The organism is Pseudomonas sp. URMO17WK12:I7, from assembly GCF_003269045.1.
Taxonomy (GTDB): Bacteria; Pseudomonadota; Gammaproteobacteria; order Pseudomonadales; family Pseudomonadaceae; genus Aquipseudomonas; species Aquipseudomonas putida_J.
In genome coordinates this window covers 58,908-75,882 of record NZ_QLTL01000004.1, presented here as the reverse complement: position 1 = coordinate 75,882, position 16,975 = coordinate 58,908, and the positions used below count along the sequence as shown (strand labels likewise).

At 64.8% G+C, this 16,975-nt stretch carries 12 protein-coding genes and 1 pseudogene; 8 read left to right on the top strand and 5 right to left on the bottom strand.

Going from position 1 to position 16,975, the window contains the following annotated elements; all coding sequences use genetic code 11:
- Positions 1–21 precede the first annotated feature (21 nt).
- Positions 22–1,959, top strand: coding sequence for a S8 family serine peptidase (locus H040_RS06260; protein ID WP_027920383.1), 1,938 nt, complete (start codon positions 22–24; stop codon positions 1,957–1,959).
- Here H040_RS06260 and H040_RS28055 read toward each other — a convergent pair.
- Together H040_RS28055 and H040_RS28050 are read right to left on the bottom strand one after the other, a co-directional pair.
- A complete protein-coding gene (locus H040_RS28055) occupies positions 1,944–2,699 on the bottom strand; it encodes a methyl-accepting chemotaxis protein (RefSeq protein WP_371260267.1) in 756 nt (251 codons plus the stop codon). The two genes, H040_RS06260 and H040_RS28055, sit on opposite strands and share 16 nt — an antisense overlap.
- 102 nt (positions 2,700–2,801) lie before the next feature.
- Positions 2,802–3,869: pseudogene (locus H040_RS28050) on the bottom strand (PDC sensor domain-containing protein); the annotation flags it as partial.
- 527 nt (positions 3,870–4,396) lie between these two features.
- Between H040_RS28050 and H040_RS06250 the strand changes: the two are divergent.
- Positions 4,397–5,716 (top strand): Na+/H+ antiporter family protein, encoded by a 1,320-nt coding sequence (locus H040_RS06250; protein ID WP_027920381.1) that lies wholly within the window; start codon positions 4,397–4,399, stop codon positions 5,714–5,716.
- A gap of 4 nt (positions 5,717–5,720) precedes the next feature.
- On the opposite strand, the gene H040_RS06245 is transcribed toward H040_RS06250, so the two are convergent.
- The 3 genes from H040_RS06245 to H040_RS06235 all read right to left on the bottom strand — a co-directional run bounded on the left by H040_RS06245 (position 5,721) and on the right by H040_RS06235 (position 10,300).
- Positions 5,721–6,728, bottom strand: coding sequence for a FecR family protein (locus H040_RS06245; RefSeq protein WP_027920380.1), 1,008 nt, complete (start codon positions 6,726–6,728; stop codon positions 5,721–5,723).
- 161 nt (positions 6,729–6,889) lie between these two features.
- A complete protein-coding gene (locus tag H040_RS06240; RefSeq protein WP_027920379.1) occupies positions 6,890–8,659 on the bottom strand; it encodes an acyl-CoA dehydrogenase C-terminal domain-containing protein in 1,770 nt (589 codons plus the stop codon).
- Positions 8,660–8,677: 18 nt separating this feature from the next.
- Complete coding sequence (locus H040_RS06235) at positions 8,678–10,300, bottom strand: acyl-CoA synthetase (protein WP_027920378.1); 1,623 nt, start codon at positions 10,298–10,300, stop codon at positions 8,678–8,680.
- A gap of 194 nt (positions 10,301–10,494) precedes the next feature.
- Between H040_RS06235 and H040_RS06230 the strand changes: the two genes are divergently transcribed.
- From H040_RS06230 to H040_RS06205, 6 genes are all read left to right on the top strand, one after another.
- Positions 10,495–11,901, top strand: a complete 1,407-nt coding sequence (locus tag H040_RS06230; protein ID WP_027920377.1) for a sensor histidine kinase — start codon at positions 10,495–10,497, stop codon at positions 11,899–11,901.
- 12 nt (positions 11,902–11,913) lie between these two features.
- Positions 11,914–12,543: a response regulator transcription factor gene (locus H040_RS06225; RefSeq protein WP_027920376.1), complete on the top strand. Its 630-nt coding sequence runs from the start codon at positions 11,914–11,916 to the stop codon at positions 12,541–12,543.
- Between the two features lie 112 nt (positions 12,544–12,655).
- Positions 12,656–13,129: a MarR family winged helix-turn-helix transcriptional regulator gene (locus H040_RS06220; protein ID WP_027920375.1), complete on the top strand. Its 474-nt coding sequence runs from the start codon at positions 12,656–12,658 to the stop codon at positions 13,127–13,129.
- A 30-nt stretch (positions 13,130–13,159) separates the two neighbouring features.
- Complete coding sequence (locus H040_RS06215) at positions 13,160–14,353, top strand: HlyD family secretion protein (protein ID WP_027920374.1); 1,194 nt, start codon at positions 13,160–13,162, stop codon at positions 14,351–14,353.
- On the top strand, positions 14,350–15,885 hold the full coding sequence (locus tag H040_RS06210) for a DHA2 family efflux MFS transporter permease subunit (RefSeq protein ID WP_027920373.1): 1,536 nt from the start codon (positions 14,350–14,352) through the stop codon (positions 15,883–15,885). Before H040_RS06215 ends, H040_RS06210 begins: the two co-directional genes overlap by 4 nt.
- Before the next feature lie 342 nt (positions 15,886–16,227).
- Entirely contained in the window at positions 16,228–16,974 is a 747-nt protein-coding gene (locus tag H040_RS06205) for an SDR family oxidoreductase (RefSeq protein WP_027920372.1), read from the top strand.
- The last annotated feature ends 1 nt before the right edge of the window (position 16,975 follow it).

Here is a 16,975-nt window from a genome sequence, read left to right as displayed (position 1 = left end):
TAGCGACGACAGGAGTAAGAGATGAGCTTGAATCTGGACTTCGTGTATTACCGGAATTTCACCTTCGATGGGCATTTTCATGTGCGTTGCAGCGGTGACGACCTGCACAAGGTCAAGTCCATTCATTACCTGCTGGAGCGCATCGAAGCCGAAGGTGTGGTCCACCTCGACGGCATTACGGTGGCTTCGCAGGTGACTAGCGGCAAGGTTGCCAACCATGGTTGCCCGGCCACCTTGAACTGCGAGGCGGTGGCGGGCAGCTACAGGATCAGGCCGCAGATTACATTGGTGGACAGTGAAATCCTCAAGCTGAACCTCGGTGCCGACGCCGATGCCACACTGCGTCCTGAGCCTCTGGCCATTGACATCGGCCAAGGCGAGCCGACCCGGCGCATCCTCGACAGCGTGCCGCTGCCTTCAGCCGCCACGCGGCGCAAGCGGTCTGTGCAGGCAGCACCTGCATTCGCGCATCGTCCGCAGGGCCAGCGTTACCCGGCGTTGATCGTGGTGTTTGGCGAAGGAGGGTACGCGCAGCTCATGGCCGATCTGGAGCCTGATGCCACCTCGATATTGGCGAGGTATTGGCCAGAGCTGCGGGAGCTGCTTGATGTGCAACCGTTTCTGGACCAGCAGGAGCGGGAAGATGAGCGCTTTCACGTGCTTGCCAATCATTACTGGATCGAGCAGCCCCATAGCATGCTCAACGACACGTTTGTCGCGTTGATCCAGACCCTGGAGGCACTGGATTACGTCGAGGCCACGGCCTTTGTGCCTCCACAGGTCGAGCCGGGCAATGTGCTGCTTGGAGCTGCCGGCGTCATTGCGACGCTGCTCACGGGCGCTGCATATGTCGCCGGCACCAATGCCTTTGAGCAGGCGCAGCCTACCCCGGACTTTGAAGCCTTGCAGCATTACCTGGACGCCCCCGATGCCAGGTACCAAGGTTTGAACGTTCGCAAGGCCTGGGAGGCCGGGGTGAAGGGTAAAGGTGCACGGGTGCATTTTTCCGATGGCGGCCTGCATGCCAACCATGAAGATCTGCGTGGCAACCCGAAGTTGAAGGTCATCCCGCCATCAGTCAACAAAGATCCAGACCACGGTACTGCATCGGTCGGTGTGCTGCTGGCGCGGGATAACGGATTCGGCATGACCGGTGTCTGCCATGCGGCCGAACTGTATCTGTATGACAATCGTGCCCACGATGCGCGCGGTTACTCACAGACGCTGAAGAAACTGCTGGCTTATACAAGGGCTGGAGATATCGTTGCGGTCAACCGGCAGACGGCCAACCTCAACGTTTTGGGTACTTTCCTGCCATCGCTGCACGACAAGACCTGGTGGGATGTCATGCAGGCGTTGAGCCAGCGTGGCGCGGTGGTACTGAATGCCGCGTGCAACGGCACGAGTGTGGCCGATGACCGCGCTGGCACGACCGCAGGCTATGGGGTGGACCTGGAGCAGTGGCGTTACTTCGACGACCACGGCGACGCCGACGCGATTCTGGTGGGCGCCTGCCATTCCTGGGATGGCAAACCCCATCAGTACTCCAATTACAACTACCGCTACCGGATGCTCAATGCCTGGGGCGACAGTGTCGCGACGCTGGGTTATGGCGTTCTGCAAAACAAGGACGGACACGACCGCGACTACACCGACAACTATGGCGGCACCTCCAGCGCCACGCCGCTGGTGGCTGGCGCACTGGCGTTGATCCAGTCCTACGCCATTGAACAGCACCACCTGTACCTGAACGCCAACCAGATGCACCTGCTGGTGATGCAGTCTGGCTACAAGGATGCCACGTTGCCTGCTAGCGACAAGTTGCCGATGGGCGCCCGGCCAAACGTGCTGGGCGCCTTGGTGTTGCTCGATCAGATCCTGCAGGCCGGCAGGTTTCACCTACCGGATGATGGTTTCTGCGGCGACGACTGCGCGCCGCAGGGTCAGACCCGGAACTGATCCATCAACGCCTGCTGCTGGTTGGCCAGGCTGTTCAGCGACTGGCTGACCCGCGCTGATTCGTTGGCCTGCCCCGACAGCGACTCGGTGACATCGCGGATGGTCGCCACGTTGCTGTTGATCTCCTCGGCCACCGCGCTCTGCTCCTCGGCGGCCGAGGCGATCTGCAGGTTCATGTCGGTGATCACGCTCACCGCCTGGCCGATGCGCTGCAGCGCGGTCACGGCCTGGCCGACCTGCTCGACACCGCCCTGGGCCTGGCGGTGGCTGTGGTCCATGCTGCCGACCACATCGCGGGTGCCGGCTTGCAGGGCTTCGATCACCTGGCGGGTTTCTTCCACCGACTCCTGGGTGCGCTGGGCCAGGTTGCGCACTTCGTCGGCGACCACGGCAAAGCCACGCCCGGCCTCACCGGCACGGGCCGCCTCGATGGCGGCGTTGAGCGCCAGCAGGTTGGTCTGTTCGGCGATCGAACGGATCACCTCCAGCACCGAGCCGATCTTCTCGCTGTTCTGCGCCAGGCCTTCGACTTCGGTCATGGCCGCGCTCATGTTGGCGGCCAGGGCATCGATGCTGGTGGTGGTGCGGTCGATCACCGCCAGGCCTTCGCGGGTGGCCTGGTCAGCCTCGCGCGCAGCTTGTGCGGCTTGTGCGGCGCTGCGGGCGACGTCCTGGGCGGTGGCGCTCATTTCGTGGGAGGCAGTGGCCACCTGGTCGACCTGGCGGTACTGCTGCTCCATGCCGGCACTGGTTTCAGTGGCGATGGCCGAGGACTGGTCGGCGGTGCCGCGGGCGGCCTGCACCGAGCGTTTGACCTCGGCGATGGTCGGTTGCAGTTTGTCGAGGAAGCGGTTGAACCAGCCGGCCAGCTCGCCGAGTTCATCGCGCTTGTCATAGGTCAGACGGCGGGTCAGGTCGCCTTCGCCGCTGGCGATGTCCTTGAGCATCGCCGCCACGCCGAGGATCGGCCTGGTCACGCCCCGGGCCATCAGCCACACCAGCAGCAGGCCGGCGATCGCGGCAGCCAGGCCCAGGCCCAGCTCCAGGAGGGTGCCGCTGGTGTTCAGGGTGTCCAGCTCTTGCTTGAGCGCTTCGGCGGGGCCGGTCAGGGCATTTTCCGGCACATCCAGCAGCACGCCCCAGGGCTGGGCGCCGGGGATCGGTTCGAAGGCTGCCAGCACTTTCAGGCGTGCCTGGTCATGGAGGATGCTGAGCTTGCCATTGGCCAGTTTGCGCACCAGTTCGGCGCCTTGGCGCGGGTCGACCTGGTCAAAGCGCTGGGCCAGCTTGCTGGCGTCGGCACTGTAGCCGGCCAACAGGCCGACCGGGCTGAGGATGCCGACCGTGGTGCGGCCCTCGTAGAGGCTGCGGCTGGCGTCCTGGCTAAGGGCCTGCAGGCTGTTGAGGTTGATGTCGATGGACAGGGTGGCAATGATCTTGCCGTTGACCGCCAGCGGGAAGACGATGCTGGTCATCAGCACGCGCTGGCCGTCGATGTCATAGAAGTACGGCTCCACCACGCAGACTTTGCCGGTGCTGCGCGGGCAGCTCCACCAGGTGTTTGCCGGCTGGCCGCTGGGGCCGATCTCGGTGTTGGCCATGTCGTGTTCGGGCAGGGCCATGGCGGTCAGCTGGCCGGCGCGCGGCTGCGACCAGTACAGGGCGAAGCGCCCGGTCTCGTTGCTGCCCAGCTCGGGTTTACCGGCGAACAGGCTGTCCTTGTTGTCCAGCGCATTGGGCTCGAACACCAGTGACAGGCCAAGCAGGTCAGGGTTGGCCTGCAGCGCGGCGCGCACCTGGCGGGTCAGGTCTTCGCGCAGGTCGAAGGCGTCGAGGAAGCGTTTTTCCGCCTGTTCACGCAGGAACAGCACCTGGCGCGAGAAACCGGCGCCGTACTGGTAGGCGTCCATGAACTGACGGCGGATGTTCAGGGCCTGCACTTCGCCTTGCGATTCAATGCGCGCCTGCGCGGCTTCGGTGAGCATCTGCATGCTGCTGGCCTTGACCAGGTCCGAGCTGTGGTCCATGCGGTACAGCGAGAGGCCGACCAGCAGGGTGACGATGCCGGCGAGGCAGAGACCGGCGAGCAGGGTGATTTTCCACTGGATGGAAAGTTGTCGCAAAGGCATGGGGGCGAATCCCTTTTTCTGGCGGTAAGGGTTTTGGTGTTGGGGCTGGGAGGTGTTTGTCTTGAGGTTTGCAGCGCCTGTGAGACCGAGCGCCGCCCGCGCGGCGCTCGGTCTCACAGGCGCTGCAAACCTCAAGGTAGGGACCTTTCAGCATCCCCCCTATATCGGCCCTGCCCATTTTTTCTTTATTCAAACATTCAATTTAAAATGACAGCGAAATACGCCGCAATATGGCGCTTTTGACATATCACGCCCACTCCTTCAGAGTGCGCGCTTTTTTGTCTGCCACTAATGAGGAACCCCCAACCATGAATGCAGTGATCGCCGCGGTCGGCATCATGCTGATACTCAGCCTGTCCCGCGTGCACGTGGTCATCGCCCTGATCATCGGCGCACTGGTCGGTGGCCTGGTCGGCGGCCTTGGGGTCGAAGGCACGCTCAAGGCCTTCAACGGAGGCTTGGGTGGCGGCGCCACGGTGGCACTGTCCTACGCCTTGCTCGGCGCCTTCGCCGTGGCCATCGCCAAATCGGGCCTGGCCCATGCCTTGGCCGACCGCGCCCTGAGCATGATCGACCGCCAGGGCCATGCCCATGGCGGCAAGGTCAAATGGCTGCTGATCGGCCTGATGCTGGTGGTGGCGGTGTCGTCGCAGAACATCCTGCCCATCCACATCGCCTTCATCCCGCTGCTGGTGCCGCCACTTTTGTACGTGCTGATTCGCCTGCGCATCGACCGCCGGCTGATCGCCTGCGTGATCACCTTCGGCCTGATCACGCCGTACATGTTCCTGCCGGTGGGCTTTGGCAACATTTTCCTCAACCAGATCCTGCTGGCCAACGTCGCCCGGGCCGGGGTCGATGTCAGCGGGGTCAATGTCACTCATGCCATGGCCATCCCGGCGGCCGGCATGTTCGCCGGCCTGCTGCTGGCGGTGTTCATCAGCTACCGCAAGAAGCGTGACTACGACCTGGCGCGCATCGAGCAGGTCGAGCAGGTCAGTGTGCAGTACAACCCGCTGACCCTGTTGGTGGCGGGGCTGGCGATCGCTGCGGCGTTCGTCGTGCAACTGTGGCTGGACTCGATGATCATCGGCGCCATGGTCGGCTTCCTGATCTTCTCGCTGTCGGGGATCGTGCGCTGGAAGGAAACCGACGACCTGTTCACCGAAGGCATGAAGATGATGGCCATGATCGGCTTCATCATGATCGCCGCTTCCGGTTTTGCCGATGTGATGAAGGCCACTGGCGAGGTCAACAGCCTGGTCGCGACTTCAGCGCAGTGGATCGACCACAGCAAGGGCATTGGTGCGTTGCTGATGCTGCTGGTGGGGTTGCTGGTGACCATGGGCATCGGTTCGTCGTTCTCGACCGTCCCCATCCTGGCGGCGATCTTCGTGCCGCTGTGCGTGCAACTGGGCTTCGACCCGCTGGCCACGGTGTGCATCGTCGGTACCGCAGGTGCCCTGGGCGATGCCGGCTCGCCGGCTTCGGACTCGACCCTCGGCCCGACTTCGGGGCTGAACGTAGATGGCCAGCATCACCACATCTGGGACACCGTGGTCCCCACCTTCATCCACTACAACCTGCCGTTGCTGGCGTTCGGCTGGCTGGCGGCGATGACGCTGTAGGGCGTCAGCCTTTGCCGGGTGGCGGGGAGATGCTGTTGAGGACGGTGCTGCCGTCCTTGCTGCGGGTCAGGTAGATAGGCAGCACCTTGGGCAGGTTGTCCACCAGCCGCCCAACCTCGCGGGTGTTGTAGATGCCGCTGATGCGTATGCGCCCGGTGCCGGGGTCGGCCAGCAGCAGCGGGGCGTCGAGGTAGCGGTTGATTACCGGCAGGGCCTGCTCCAGGCTCAGGTTGTCGAGCACCAGCTTGCCGTTGCGCCAGGCCAGGCTGTTGTCGTAATCGTTGTTGTCGGCCAGTTGTGGCTCGAAGTCGCCGGTGTGATAGCTGGCCTGCATGCCAGGGCCAAGGCGGTAGCCGCCAGCGCTGCCATCGCTGCTGACCAGTACCGATCCCTGCACCAGCGTGACCTTGACCTGGTCCTGGTACTTCCAGACATTGAACTGGGTACCGGTGACGCGGGTCTGGCCGCGCCCGGCGCGGACGATGAACGGGTGGCTGCTGTCGTGCTGCACCTTGAAGAAGGCTTCGCCACGCTTGAGCGTGACCTGACGCTGGTCCTTGTAGTTGAGGTAGGTCAGTTCGGTGTGCAGGTTGAGCTCGACCGTGCTGCCGTCGCTCAACTGCACGGTCTGCATGTCGTTGCCGGCTTCGAAATGCTGGTAATGGTTGGGCAGCCAGCCTTGCTCCCAGCCCACCCAACCGGCCAGCGGCAGTACCAGCAGGGCCAGCGCCGCAGCCGAAGCCAGTGGCCGCCAGTGGCGAGCCCGTGGTACGTGCCGCGCTGGCGGGTTGAAGTCGATGACCGTGGCAGTGCGGGGCAGCTGGTCGGCGGTTTGCCAGATTTCCAGCATCGCCTGGTATTCCTCCGCGTGACGCGGGTCGGCCGCCAGCCAGCGGGCGAAGGCTTCACGTTCGACCCGCGAGCAATCGTCGGCGTGCAGGCGCATGCACCAGTGCGCGGCGGCGTCGGTGATGGCATCGTCTGGGCTGGGATTGAGGCGGTCTTGGTTCATCGTGGCTCCGGGTTTTGCGCATTCTACCCCTGCAAAGGGGCTCCCGAGAACCGAGGTAATGGCGAATGACTATCAGTTATGTGTGTTTTTCGTCGGTTTCGCAAGGGATTTCCAGCGTTTGAGAACGCTTCGCGGCAAGCGCGAAGCGCTCCCTTGCCGGCTCAGAACTGCTCGGCCGTCATCGCGTACAGGCTGGCACTACCGGCGCGGATGCTGGCATCCAGGGCCAGGCTGCGCGGCAGCAGGCGCTGGAAGAAAAACGCCGCGCAGGCCAGCTTGGCACCATGGAAGGCCGGGTCTTCAGCGTGCCGGGCCTGGGCCACGGCAGCCATGCGCGCCCACATGTAGGCATAGGCGGTCAGGCCGAACAGGTGCAGGTATTCCACTGCCACGGCATTGACCAGGTTGGCGTCCTCGCGCGCCCGTGCCCGCAGCCATTCGCTGGTGGCCTCCAGGCGCGCCAGGCTGGCTTGCAAGGCTTCGCGGTGCAGCGCTGCACCGGCACTGAAGGACCGAACCTCAGCGGCAAAGCACGCCAGGGCCTGGCCACCATCGGCCAGCACCTTGCGCCCCAGCAGGTCGAGGGCCTGGATGCCGTTGGTGCCTTCGTAGATCTGCGCAATGCGCACGTCGCGCACACGTTGCTCCTGGCCCCACTCGCGGATGTAACCATGGCCGCCATACACCTGTTGGCCTAGCACGCAGCTTTCCAGGCCATTGTCGGTGAAGAACGCCTTGGCCACCGGGGTCAGCAGGGCCACCAGGCGCTGGGCATGCTCGCGTTCACCGGCATCTTCGGCGTAGCGCGCCAGGTCCAGCTGCTGGCCGACATAGGCGGCGAAGGCACGGCCGCCTTCGGTGAAGGCGCGCATGGTCAGCAGCATGCGCCGCACATCGCCATGTTCGATGATCGGGTCGGCGACCCGTTCTGGCCGCTGCGGGCCACTGGCGGCGCGGCTCTGCAGGCGCTCGTTGGCGTAGCGTGCAGCGCTCTGGTACGACGCTTCGGCGCAGCCGATGCCCTGGATGCCGATGGACAGGCGCTCGTAGTTCATCATGGTGAACATCGCCGCCAGGCCTTTGTTCGGCTCACCGACCAGGTAACCCATGGCGCCGTCGAAGTTCATTACGCAGGTGGCCGAAGCCTTGATACCCATCTTGTGCTCGATCGAGCCACAGTGGGCGGCGTTGCGCGGGCCAAGGCTGCCGTCGGCCTCGACCCGGTATTTGGGCACCAGGAACAGCGAGATGCCCTTGGCCCCGGCGGGGGCGTCTGGCAGTTTGGCCAGCACCAGGTGGACGATGTTCTCGGTCAGGTCCTGTTCGCCGCCGGTGATGAAGATCTTGCTGCCGCTGATCAGGTAGCTGCCGTCGGCCTGTGGTTCGGCGCGGGTGCGGATCAGCCCAAGGTCGGTACCGGCGTGCGGCTCTGTCAGGCACATGGTGCCGGCCCAGCGGCCTTCGTAGAGTGGCGGCAGGTAGGTCGCCTTCAGCGCTGCGCTGGCATGGGCATCGATGGCCAGGCAACTGCCGGCGCTAAGCGCTGAATACAGGCTGAAGCTGCAGTCGGCGGCGTAGAGCATTTCTTCGAACAGCACGCCGAGCATTTTCGGCATGCCCATGCCGCCATATTCGGGGTTGCCACCCAAGCCGACCCAGCCGCCTTCACGGTAGGTCCGCCAGGCCTCGCGAAAACCGTCCGGGGTGGTGACTTGGCCGGCGTCGAAGCGCACGCCTTGTTCGTCGCCGTTACGGCTGAGCGGGGCGATCAACTGGCCGGTGACCTTGGCGGCTTCTTCAAGAATGGCATCGGCGGTTTCGCCGTCGACGCGCTCGGCCAGGGCAGGCAGGCGCGCCCACAGGGCAGGGCCCTGAAACACGTCATGGAGGATGAAGCGCATGTCGCGCAGTGGGGCGGTGTAGTCGGTCATGTCAGGCTCGATAACGGTTCACAGGGCCTTGGCGCGGTCGCGCAGGACGTATTTCTGGATCTTGCCGGTTGAGGTCTTGGGCAACTCGCCGAAGACCACGGTCTTTGGCACCTTGAACCCGGCCAGGTGCTCGCGGCACCAACTGATGATGTCGCTCTCGCGGGTGTGCTCGTGGCCGGGCTTGAGGGCGACGAAGGCGCAGGGCGTCTCGCCCCACTTGTCGTCGGCACGGGCGACCACGGCGGCTTCGAGCACGGCGTTGTGCTTGTACAGGGTGTCTTCGACTTCGATGGTCGAGATGTTCTCGCCACCGGAAATGATGATGTCCTTGAGCCGGTCCTTGATCTCGACATAGCCGTCGGCGTGCCAGACCGCCAGGTCGCCGGTGTGGAACCAGCCGCCACGGAAGGCCTCGGCGGTGGCCTCAGGGTTTTTCAGGTAGCCCTTCATCACCGTGTTGCCACGCATGAAGATTTCGCCCAGGGTGCTGCCGTCTTGCGGTACGGGTTGCAAAGTTTGCGGGTCAGCGACCATCAGGCCGTCGAGGGTGGGGTAGCGCACGCCCTGGCGCGACTTGATCCGCGCCCGCTCTTCCAGCGGCAGGTCGTCCCATTCTTCATGCCAGGCGCAGACGGTGACTGGCCCGTAGACTTCGGTCAGGCCATAGGTGTGGGTGACCCGAATGCCCATCTGCTCGACCGCGCCGATGACCTTGGCCGGCGGGGCGGCACCGGCAACCATGGCCTGCACCGGGTGCTCGATGGCAGCCTTGGCGGCGTCTGGCATGTTAACCAGGGCGTTGAGCACGATCGGCGCGCCGCACAGGTGGCTGACCCGATGTTCGCGGATCAGGGTGAGGATCTTCTGTGGGTCGACCCGGCGCAGGAACACATGGGTGCCGGCCAGCGCGGTGATGGTCCAGGGGTAGCACCAGCCGTTGCAGTGGAACATCGGCAAGGTCCACAGGTACACCGGGCGATGGCCCATGGCCCAGGTCATCTGGTTGCCGATGGCGTTCAGGTAGGCGCCGCGGTGGTGGTAGACCACGCCCTTGGGGTTGCCGGTGGTGCCCGAGGTGTAGTTCAGCGAAATCGCCTGCCATTCGTCTTCGGGCCATTCCCAGGCGAAATCCGGGTCGCCTTCGGCCAGCAGCGCTTCATAGTCGAGGTCGCTGACGGCACAGCCTTCGCCGTACTCGGGGTCATCCACATCGACCACCAGCGGTGGGTGTTCGAGCAAGGCCAGGGCGGCGGCGATCACAGTGTGAAACTCGCGGTCGGTGATCAGCACCTTGGCCTCGCCGTGCTGGAGCATGAAGGCGATGGCCTCGGCGTCCAGGCGTACGTTGAGGGTGTTGAGCACGGCGCCGATCATGGGTACGCCAAAGTGCGCTTCGAGCATCGCCGGAATGTTCGGCAGCATCACCGCCACCGTGTCGCCACGGCCCACGCCGCGCCCGGCCAGGGCGCTGGCCAGGCGCCGGCAACGCTGGTAGGTCTGGCGCCAGTCGCGGCGAATGGCACCGTGGATCACGGCCGGGTAGCTGCCGTAGACGGCGGCGGTGCGTTCGATGAAGCTCAGCGGGGTGAGGGCAACGTGGTTGACGGCAGCGGGCATCAGGCCCTGGGCGAAGATCGACATACGGTAATCCTGTAGGGGAGACAGACGCAGCCTGTGCGTGTGGCCCCCCGGTGGCTGATTGTTAGCTCTGATCAGGGTGCGGGCAGCGCGCCGATGGCGGCTTGCCCCTGTCGCAGTTTTACGCGAACCGCTATCGTAGATGGAATATCGACTATAGCAATATAGTAAAACTACTATAAGAACGAGCACCGACCGTGAATCAGACCCTTTCACCCTTGCTCGCCAAGGACCCACAACCCAGCGTGCTGCTGGCTGCCGATGCCAGTGCCCTGGCAAGCAACCCGGCCTTGCAGGCACTGATCGGGGTCGGCGCCTCGCTGGCCGACTGGCTGCCGGGCAACTGTGCGGCGCTGGTGCGCGCCTGCCTGCGCCAGCACCGGGCGATCGCAGACGTCGAAACACAGTTCGGCGAACGCATTCTGCTGTGGACGTTCATCCCCGATGACCAGGGCCAGCGGGTGCTGGCACGTTGCCGCGATGCCAGCGAGGAGCGCCACGGCATCCGCGAAGCCAGCCGTGCGCGGCGCCTGTACCGGCTGATCATCGAGAACACCACCGACCTCATATCCCGGCACAGCCCGGACGGCCGCTTCCTTGACGCCTCGCCGGCCGCTTACCGCTTGCTCGGCCTGTGGCCGGAGCAGCTGCGCGGCATGCCGGTGCAGGCCTTGCTGCACCCGCGCGAACGGCGCCAGGCGTTGCGCCAGGCCGCTGCGGCGCTGGACCAGGATGGTTACCACACCATGACCTGTCGCGTGCGGCATGCCAGCGGTGCTTATCGCTGGTTCGAGATCGCCAGCCGGGCGATCCGCGAGACTTACACCGGCGCCGTGGTGGAGGTGGTCAGCGTGTCGCGCGACATCACCCTGCGCATCGAGGCCCAGGAGAACCTGGCCCACAGTGCCCGGCTCGCTACCCTGGGCGAACTGGCGTCGGGGATTGCCCACGAGATGAATCAGCCGCTGGCGGCGGTGGTCAACTATGCCAATGCCAGCCAGCGATACCTGCAAGGCCTGGAGCGTGACCCGCAGGCGCGTGAACGGGTTGGCCAGGGCCTGCAGCGTATCACCGAACAGGCGACCCACGCCGCCGAGGTGATTCGCCGCCTGCGTGCGTTCCTGCGCAAGGGGCCGCGGCGCCTGCAGGCGGTGGAGGTGGCAGAAGTGGCGGCCGAAGCCATGCGCCTGTGCGCCTGGGAAGCGGCGCGTGATCAGGTCGCTGTCGAACTGCGCATCAGCGTGCAACTGCCTGCGGTGTTCGCCGACCGGGTATTGCTTGAGCAAGTGCTGCTCAACCTGCTGCGCAATGCCATCGAGGCCAACCGCGAGCAGCATGGCGCGCAGCCTTCCCGTATTCTGCTCGGCGCCGTGCGCGAGGGTGACGGGGTGCTGATCGAGGTCGTCGACCAGGGGCCGGGCGTGGCCGCCGAGCGCCTGGATCAGATCTTCACCCCGTTCGGCACCACCAAGGCCGATGGGCTTGGCCTGGGCCTGAGCATGAGCCGCAGCCTGATCGAAGGCTTTGGTGGCAGCCTGTGGGCGCGTGCGGGTGAGGCGGGTGGGTTGGTGTTGTGCTGTCGGCTGGCAGTGAGCCGGGGATAAGGAGAGGGCAGGGTGCAAGCGAAGGTTTATGTGGTCGATGACGATCAGGGCATGCGTGATTCGACGGTGTGGTTGCTGGAATCGGTGGGCCTGCAGGGCGTGCCGTTTGCCAGCGGCCAGGCGTTTCTCGATGCCTGTGTGGACGATGGGCCGGCCTGTGTGCTGCTGGATGTGCGCATGCCCGGGCTGGGCGGCATGGCGGTGCAGCAGGCCTTGCGCGAACGTGGCCTGCAGATCCCGGTGATCTTCGTCAGCGGCCATGCCGATGTGCCTATCGTGGTGCGGGCGTTCAAGGCCGGGGCGAGCGACTTTATCGAAAAACCCTACAGCGACCAGCTGCTGCTCGACAGTGTGCAGGCGGCGTTGGAGCGGGCAGGGCAAGCGCGCCAGGACGACCTGGTGCTTGCTGCGGTGCAGGCGCGCCTGGATGCGCTGACGCCCCGTGAGCGCGATGTGTTCGTGCCACTGGCCCAAGGCTTGAGCAACCGCGAGATTGCCGAGCGCCTGGGCATCAGCGTGAAGACCGTGGACCTGTACCGGGGGCGGGTGATGAAGCGCCTGCAGGCGCAAAGCCTGGCCGAGCTGGTAGGCATGGCGATCGCCTGTGGAGCGGTAGAGGCGCTGGGTTTGCGCGCGCGCTGAAACGTCGCCGGCAACGGCCGTTTCATGAATATTTGCATAGCCCCCTAATCAAAGCTTTGACATTCACTGCCTAGGCAGTAATATTTTTAAACAATTGCCCGAGCAGAGCCCGATGTCCCATTTCACCCCGGAAAATTTCCAGACCTGCGCCATCGGCATGCTGCTGGGGCGTGCGGCGATCCTCAAGGACCGCATTCTCGACTGGCACCTCGAATCAGAGGGCGTCACCGCCGCACAGTTCAAGGTGCTGATCATCGTCACCCAGTACCAGGTGGATACCCCGGCCGAACTGTGCCGCTACCTGGGCCTGGACAGCGGTTCGATGACCCGCATGCTCGACCGCCTCGAGCAGAAGGGCCTGATCCTGCGCAACCGCTGCGCCGATGACCGCCGCCAGGTGCGCCTGGCGCTGAGTGACGATGGCCAGCGCCTGGCCGACCGCCTGCCAGAGATCGGCGCGGCGGCGATGAACGAACTGGTCGGCGTGTTGCAGCCAGACGAGCTGAAGACCCTCGAAGGCCTGCTGGCCAAGGTCCTGCTTGGTGCCGGCGACCCTCTGACGATCCGCCGCTTCGGCGATCGTTGATCCCTGTTACGCATATTCCAAGGTATTGTCATGGCCACTCCCACAGACACCTCAACTCCCTCCGCCGACGCCCCAGCGCCGGGCAAGCGCAAGGCCTGGCTGCTCGGCCTGTTGTTGCTGGTGCTGCTCGTCGGCGCGGGCACCTGGGCCTGGTACAGCCTGGTCGGGCGCTGGCACGAAAGCACTGACGACGCCTACGTCAATGGCAACGTGGTGGAAATCACCCCGCTGGTGACCGGTACCGTCACCAGTATCGGCGCCGATGACGGCGACCTGGTGCATGCCGGCCAGGTGCTGTTGCAGTTCGACCCGTCCGACAGCGAAGTGGCCCTGCAGTCTGCCGAAGCGAAGCTGGCGCGCACCGTGCGCCAGGTGCGCGGGCTTTACAGCAACGTCGATTCGCTCAAGGCCCAGCTGGAAACCCGCCAGGCCGAACTGCAGAAAGCCCAGCAGAACTACAACCGGCGCAAGGTGCTGGCTGACAGCGGTGCGATTGCAGCGGAAGAAATCTCCCATGCCCGTGACGACCTGACCGTGGCCCAGGCCGCCGTCAACAGCGCACGCCAGCAGCTGAACACCAGCACCGCACTGGTCGACGACACCGTGGTGTCCTCGCACCCCGAGGTGATGGCGGCCGCGGCCGACCTGCGCCAGGCCTACCTCGATCACGCCCGCACTACCTTGCTGGCGCCGGTGACCGGCTATGTTGCCAAGCGCACCGTGCAGCTCGGCCAGCGCCTGCAGCCCGGCACTGCGACCATGGCCGTGATCCCGCTCAATGAAGTGTGGATCGACGCCAACTTCAAGGAAACCCAGTTGCGCGACATGCGCATCGGCCAGCCGGTGGAAATCAGCGCCGACCTGTATGGCAGCGAGGTCAAGTACAGCGGCACGGTCGACAGCCTCGGTGCCGGTACCGGCAGCGCCTTCGCCCTGCTGCCTGCGCAGAACGCCACCGGTAACTGGATCAAGATCGTCCAGCGCGTGCCGGTGCGTATTCACCTGAGCCCTGACCAGCTAAAGGACCACCCGTTGCGCATCGGCCTGTCCACCGTGGTCGAAGTCGACCTTCACGACCAGAGCGGCCCGACCCTGGCCCAGCAGCCACCGCAGCAGGCCAGCTACACCACCCAGGTGTATGACCGCCAGCTGGGCGAGGCGGACCAGCTGATCGCCCGGCTGATCCACGAAAACAGCGCCACCGGCAAGACGGCGCAGCGATGAGCAACAATGCCCCGGCCCAGTTCACCCCGCCGAGCCTGTTGCTGACCACCATCGGCCTGTCGCTGGCGACCTTCATGCAGGTGCTCGACACCACCATCGCCAACGTGGCGCTGCCGACCATTTCCGGCAACCTGGGGGTGAGCTACGAGCAGGGCACCTGGGTGATCACCTCGTTCGCGGTGAGCAACGCCATCGCCTTGCCGTTGACCGGCTGGTTGAGCCGGCGCTTTGGCGAGGTGAAGCTGTTCATCTGGGCCACGCTGCTGTTCGTGCTGGCGTCGTTCCTGTGCGGTGTCGCCCAGTCGATGCCGGAGCTGGTCGGCTTTCGTGTGCTGCAGGGTGTGGTGGCCGGGCCGCTGTACCCGATGACCCAGACCTTGCTGATCGCCGTCTACCCGCCGGCCAAACGCGGCATGGCCCTGGCCTTGCTGGCGATGGTCACGGTGGTGGCGCCGATTGCCGGGCCGATATTGGGTGGTTGGATCACCGACAGTTACAGCTGGCCGTGGATTTTCTTCATCAACGTGCCGATCGGCCTGTTCGCCGCCGCCGTGGTGCGCCAGCAGATGCGCACGCGGCCGGTCGTCACCAGCCGCCAGCCGATGGACTACATTGGCCTGCTGACGCTGATCGTTGGTGTGGGCGCATTGCAGGTGGTGCTGGACAAGGGCAATGACCTGGACTGGTTCGAATCGTCGTTCATCATCATCGGCAGCCTGATCTCGGTGGTGTTCCTGGCGATCTTCATCATCTGGGAACTCACCGACCGCCACCCGGTGGTCAACCTGCGGCTGTTCGTGCACCGCAATTTCCGCGTCGGCACCATTGTGCTGGTCGGTGGTTATGCCGGGTTCTTCGGCATCAACCTGATCCTGCCGCAGTGGTTGCAGACGCAGATGGGCTACACCGCCACCTGGGCGGGCCTGGCGGTGGCGCCGATCGGTTTGCTGCCGGTGATCATGTCGCCGTTCGTGGGCAAGTACGCGCACCGCTTCGACCTGCGGGTGCTGGCGGGGCTGGCGTTTCTGGCGATTGGCACCAGCTGCTTCATGCGCGCGGGGTTCACCAGCGAGGTGGACTTCCAGCACATCGCCCTGGTGCAGTTGTTCATGGGCATCGGCGTGGCGCTGTTCTTCATGCCGACCTTGAGCATCCTGCTGTCGGACCTGCCGCCGCACCAGATTGCCGATGGCTCGGGGCTGGCGACCTTCCTGCGCACGCTGGGGGGGAGCTTTGCGGCTTCGTTGACTACATGGATCTGGATTCGCCGGGCGGACCAGCATCATGCCTACCTGAGCGAGCACATCAGCCCGTTCGACCCGGCCACGCGGCACACGCTGGAGCAGCTGGGCGGGGCGAGTTCGCAGAATTATGCGAAGCTGGAACAGATTGTGAATGCGCAGGCGTACATGATGTCGACGGTGGACTACTTCACCTTGATGACTTGGGTGTTTGCCGGGTTGATCCTGCTGGTGTGGCTGGCCAAGCCGCCGTTTACGGCGAAGGCAGGGCCGGCTTCGGCGGGGCATTGAGATTGTTTGCCTTAAGCTCTTCAGCGCCATTGAAACCGAGCGCCGCCCGCGCGGCGCATCGCGGATAAATCCGCTCCTACATTTGTTGCAACGTGCCGAACCTGTTACGCCATGGTTGCCAGCCTTGGTGCATGTCTTGAGCCGTGTAAACAAAGCTGACAACCATGGCCTGTCAGGCATGGCCACGTTGCAACGAATGTAGGAGCGGATTTATCCGCGATGCGCCGCGCGGGCGGCGCTCGGCCTCAATGGCGCCGAAAATGCTGTGGCGTACACCCCCTTGCCCTCACACGATCTTATCCCCTATCGTCACCGCTCCCTCCCCAAACCATCGGCAGTCCCATGGAGAAAGTCATTGTCATCACCGGTGCCAGCCGTGGCATCGGCGCCGCCACCGCCTTGCAGGCCGCCCGTGAGGGCTACCGCATCTGCATCAACTACCACGCCGACGACCAGGCCGCCGACAGCATCCTCGCCCAGGTTCGCGCCTTGGGTGCCGACGCCATCAGCGTGCGCGCCGACGCCAGTGTCGAAGACGAGGTGATCCAGTTGTTCCACCGCGTCGACCAGGAACTCGGCCCGGTCACTGCGCTGGTCAACAACGCCGGTACCATTGGCCAGCAGAGCCGTGTCGAGGACATGTCCGAGTTCCGCCTGCTCAAGGTGATGAAGACCAATGTCGTCGGCCCCATGCTCTGCGCCAAGCACGCCTTGCTGCGCATGGCCCGCCGTCATGGCGGGCATGGTGGCGCGATCGTCAATGTGTCCTCGCTTGCCGCACGCCTCGGCTCACCCAACGAGTACGTCGACTACGCCGCCTCCAAAGGTGCGCTGGACACCTTCACCATCGGCCTGGCCAAGGAAGTGGCGGGTGAGGGCGTGCGGGTCAACGGCGTGCGCCCGGGTTACATCCACACCGGTTTCCATGCCCTTTCCGGTGACCCTGATCGCGTGACCAAGCTTGAATCTGGCCTGCCCATGGGCCGGGGCGGGCGCGCCGAAGAAGTGGCAGAGGCGATTCTCTGGCTGCTGTCGGACAAGGCCTCGTACTCCACCGGCAGCTTCATCGAACTGGGCGGCGGGCGTTGAG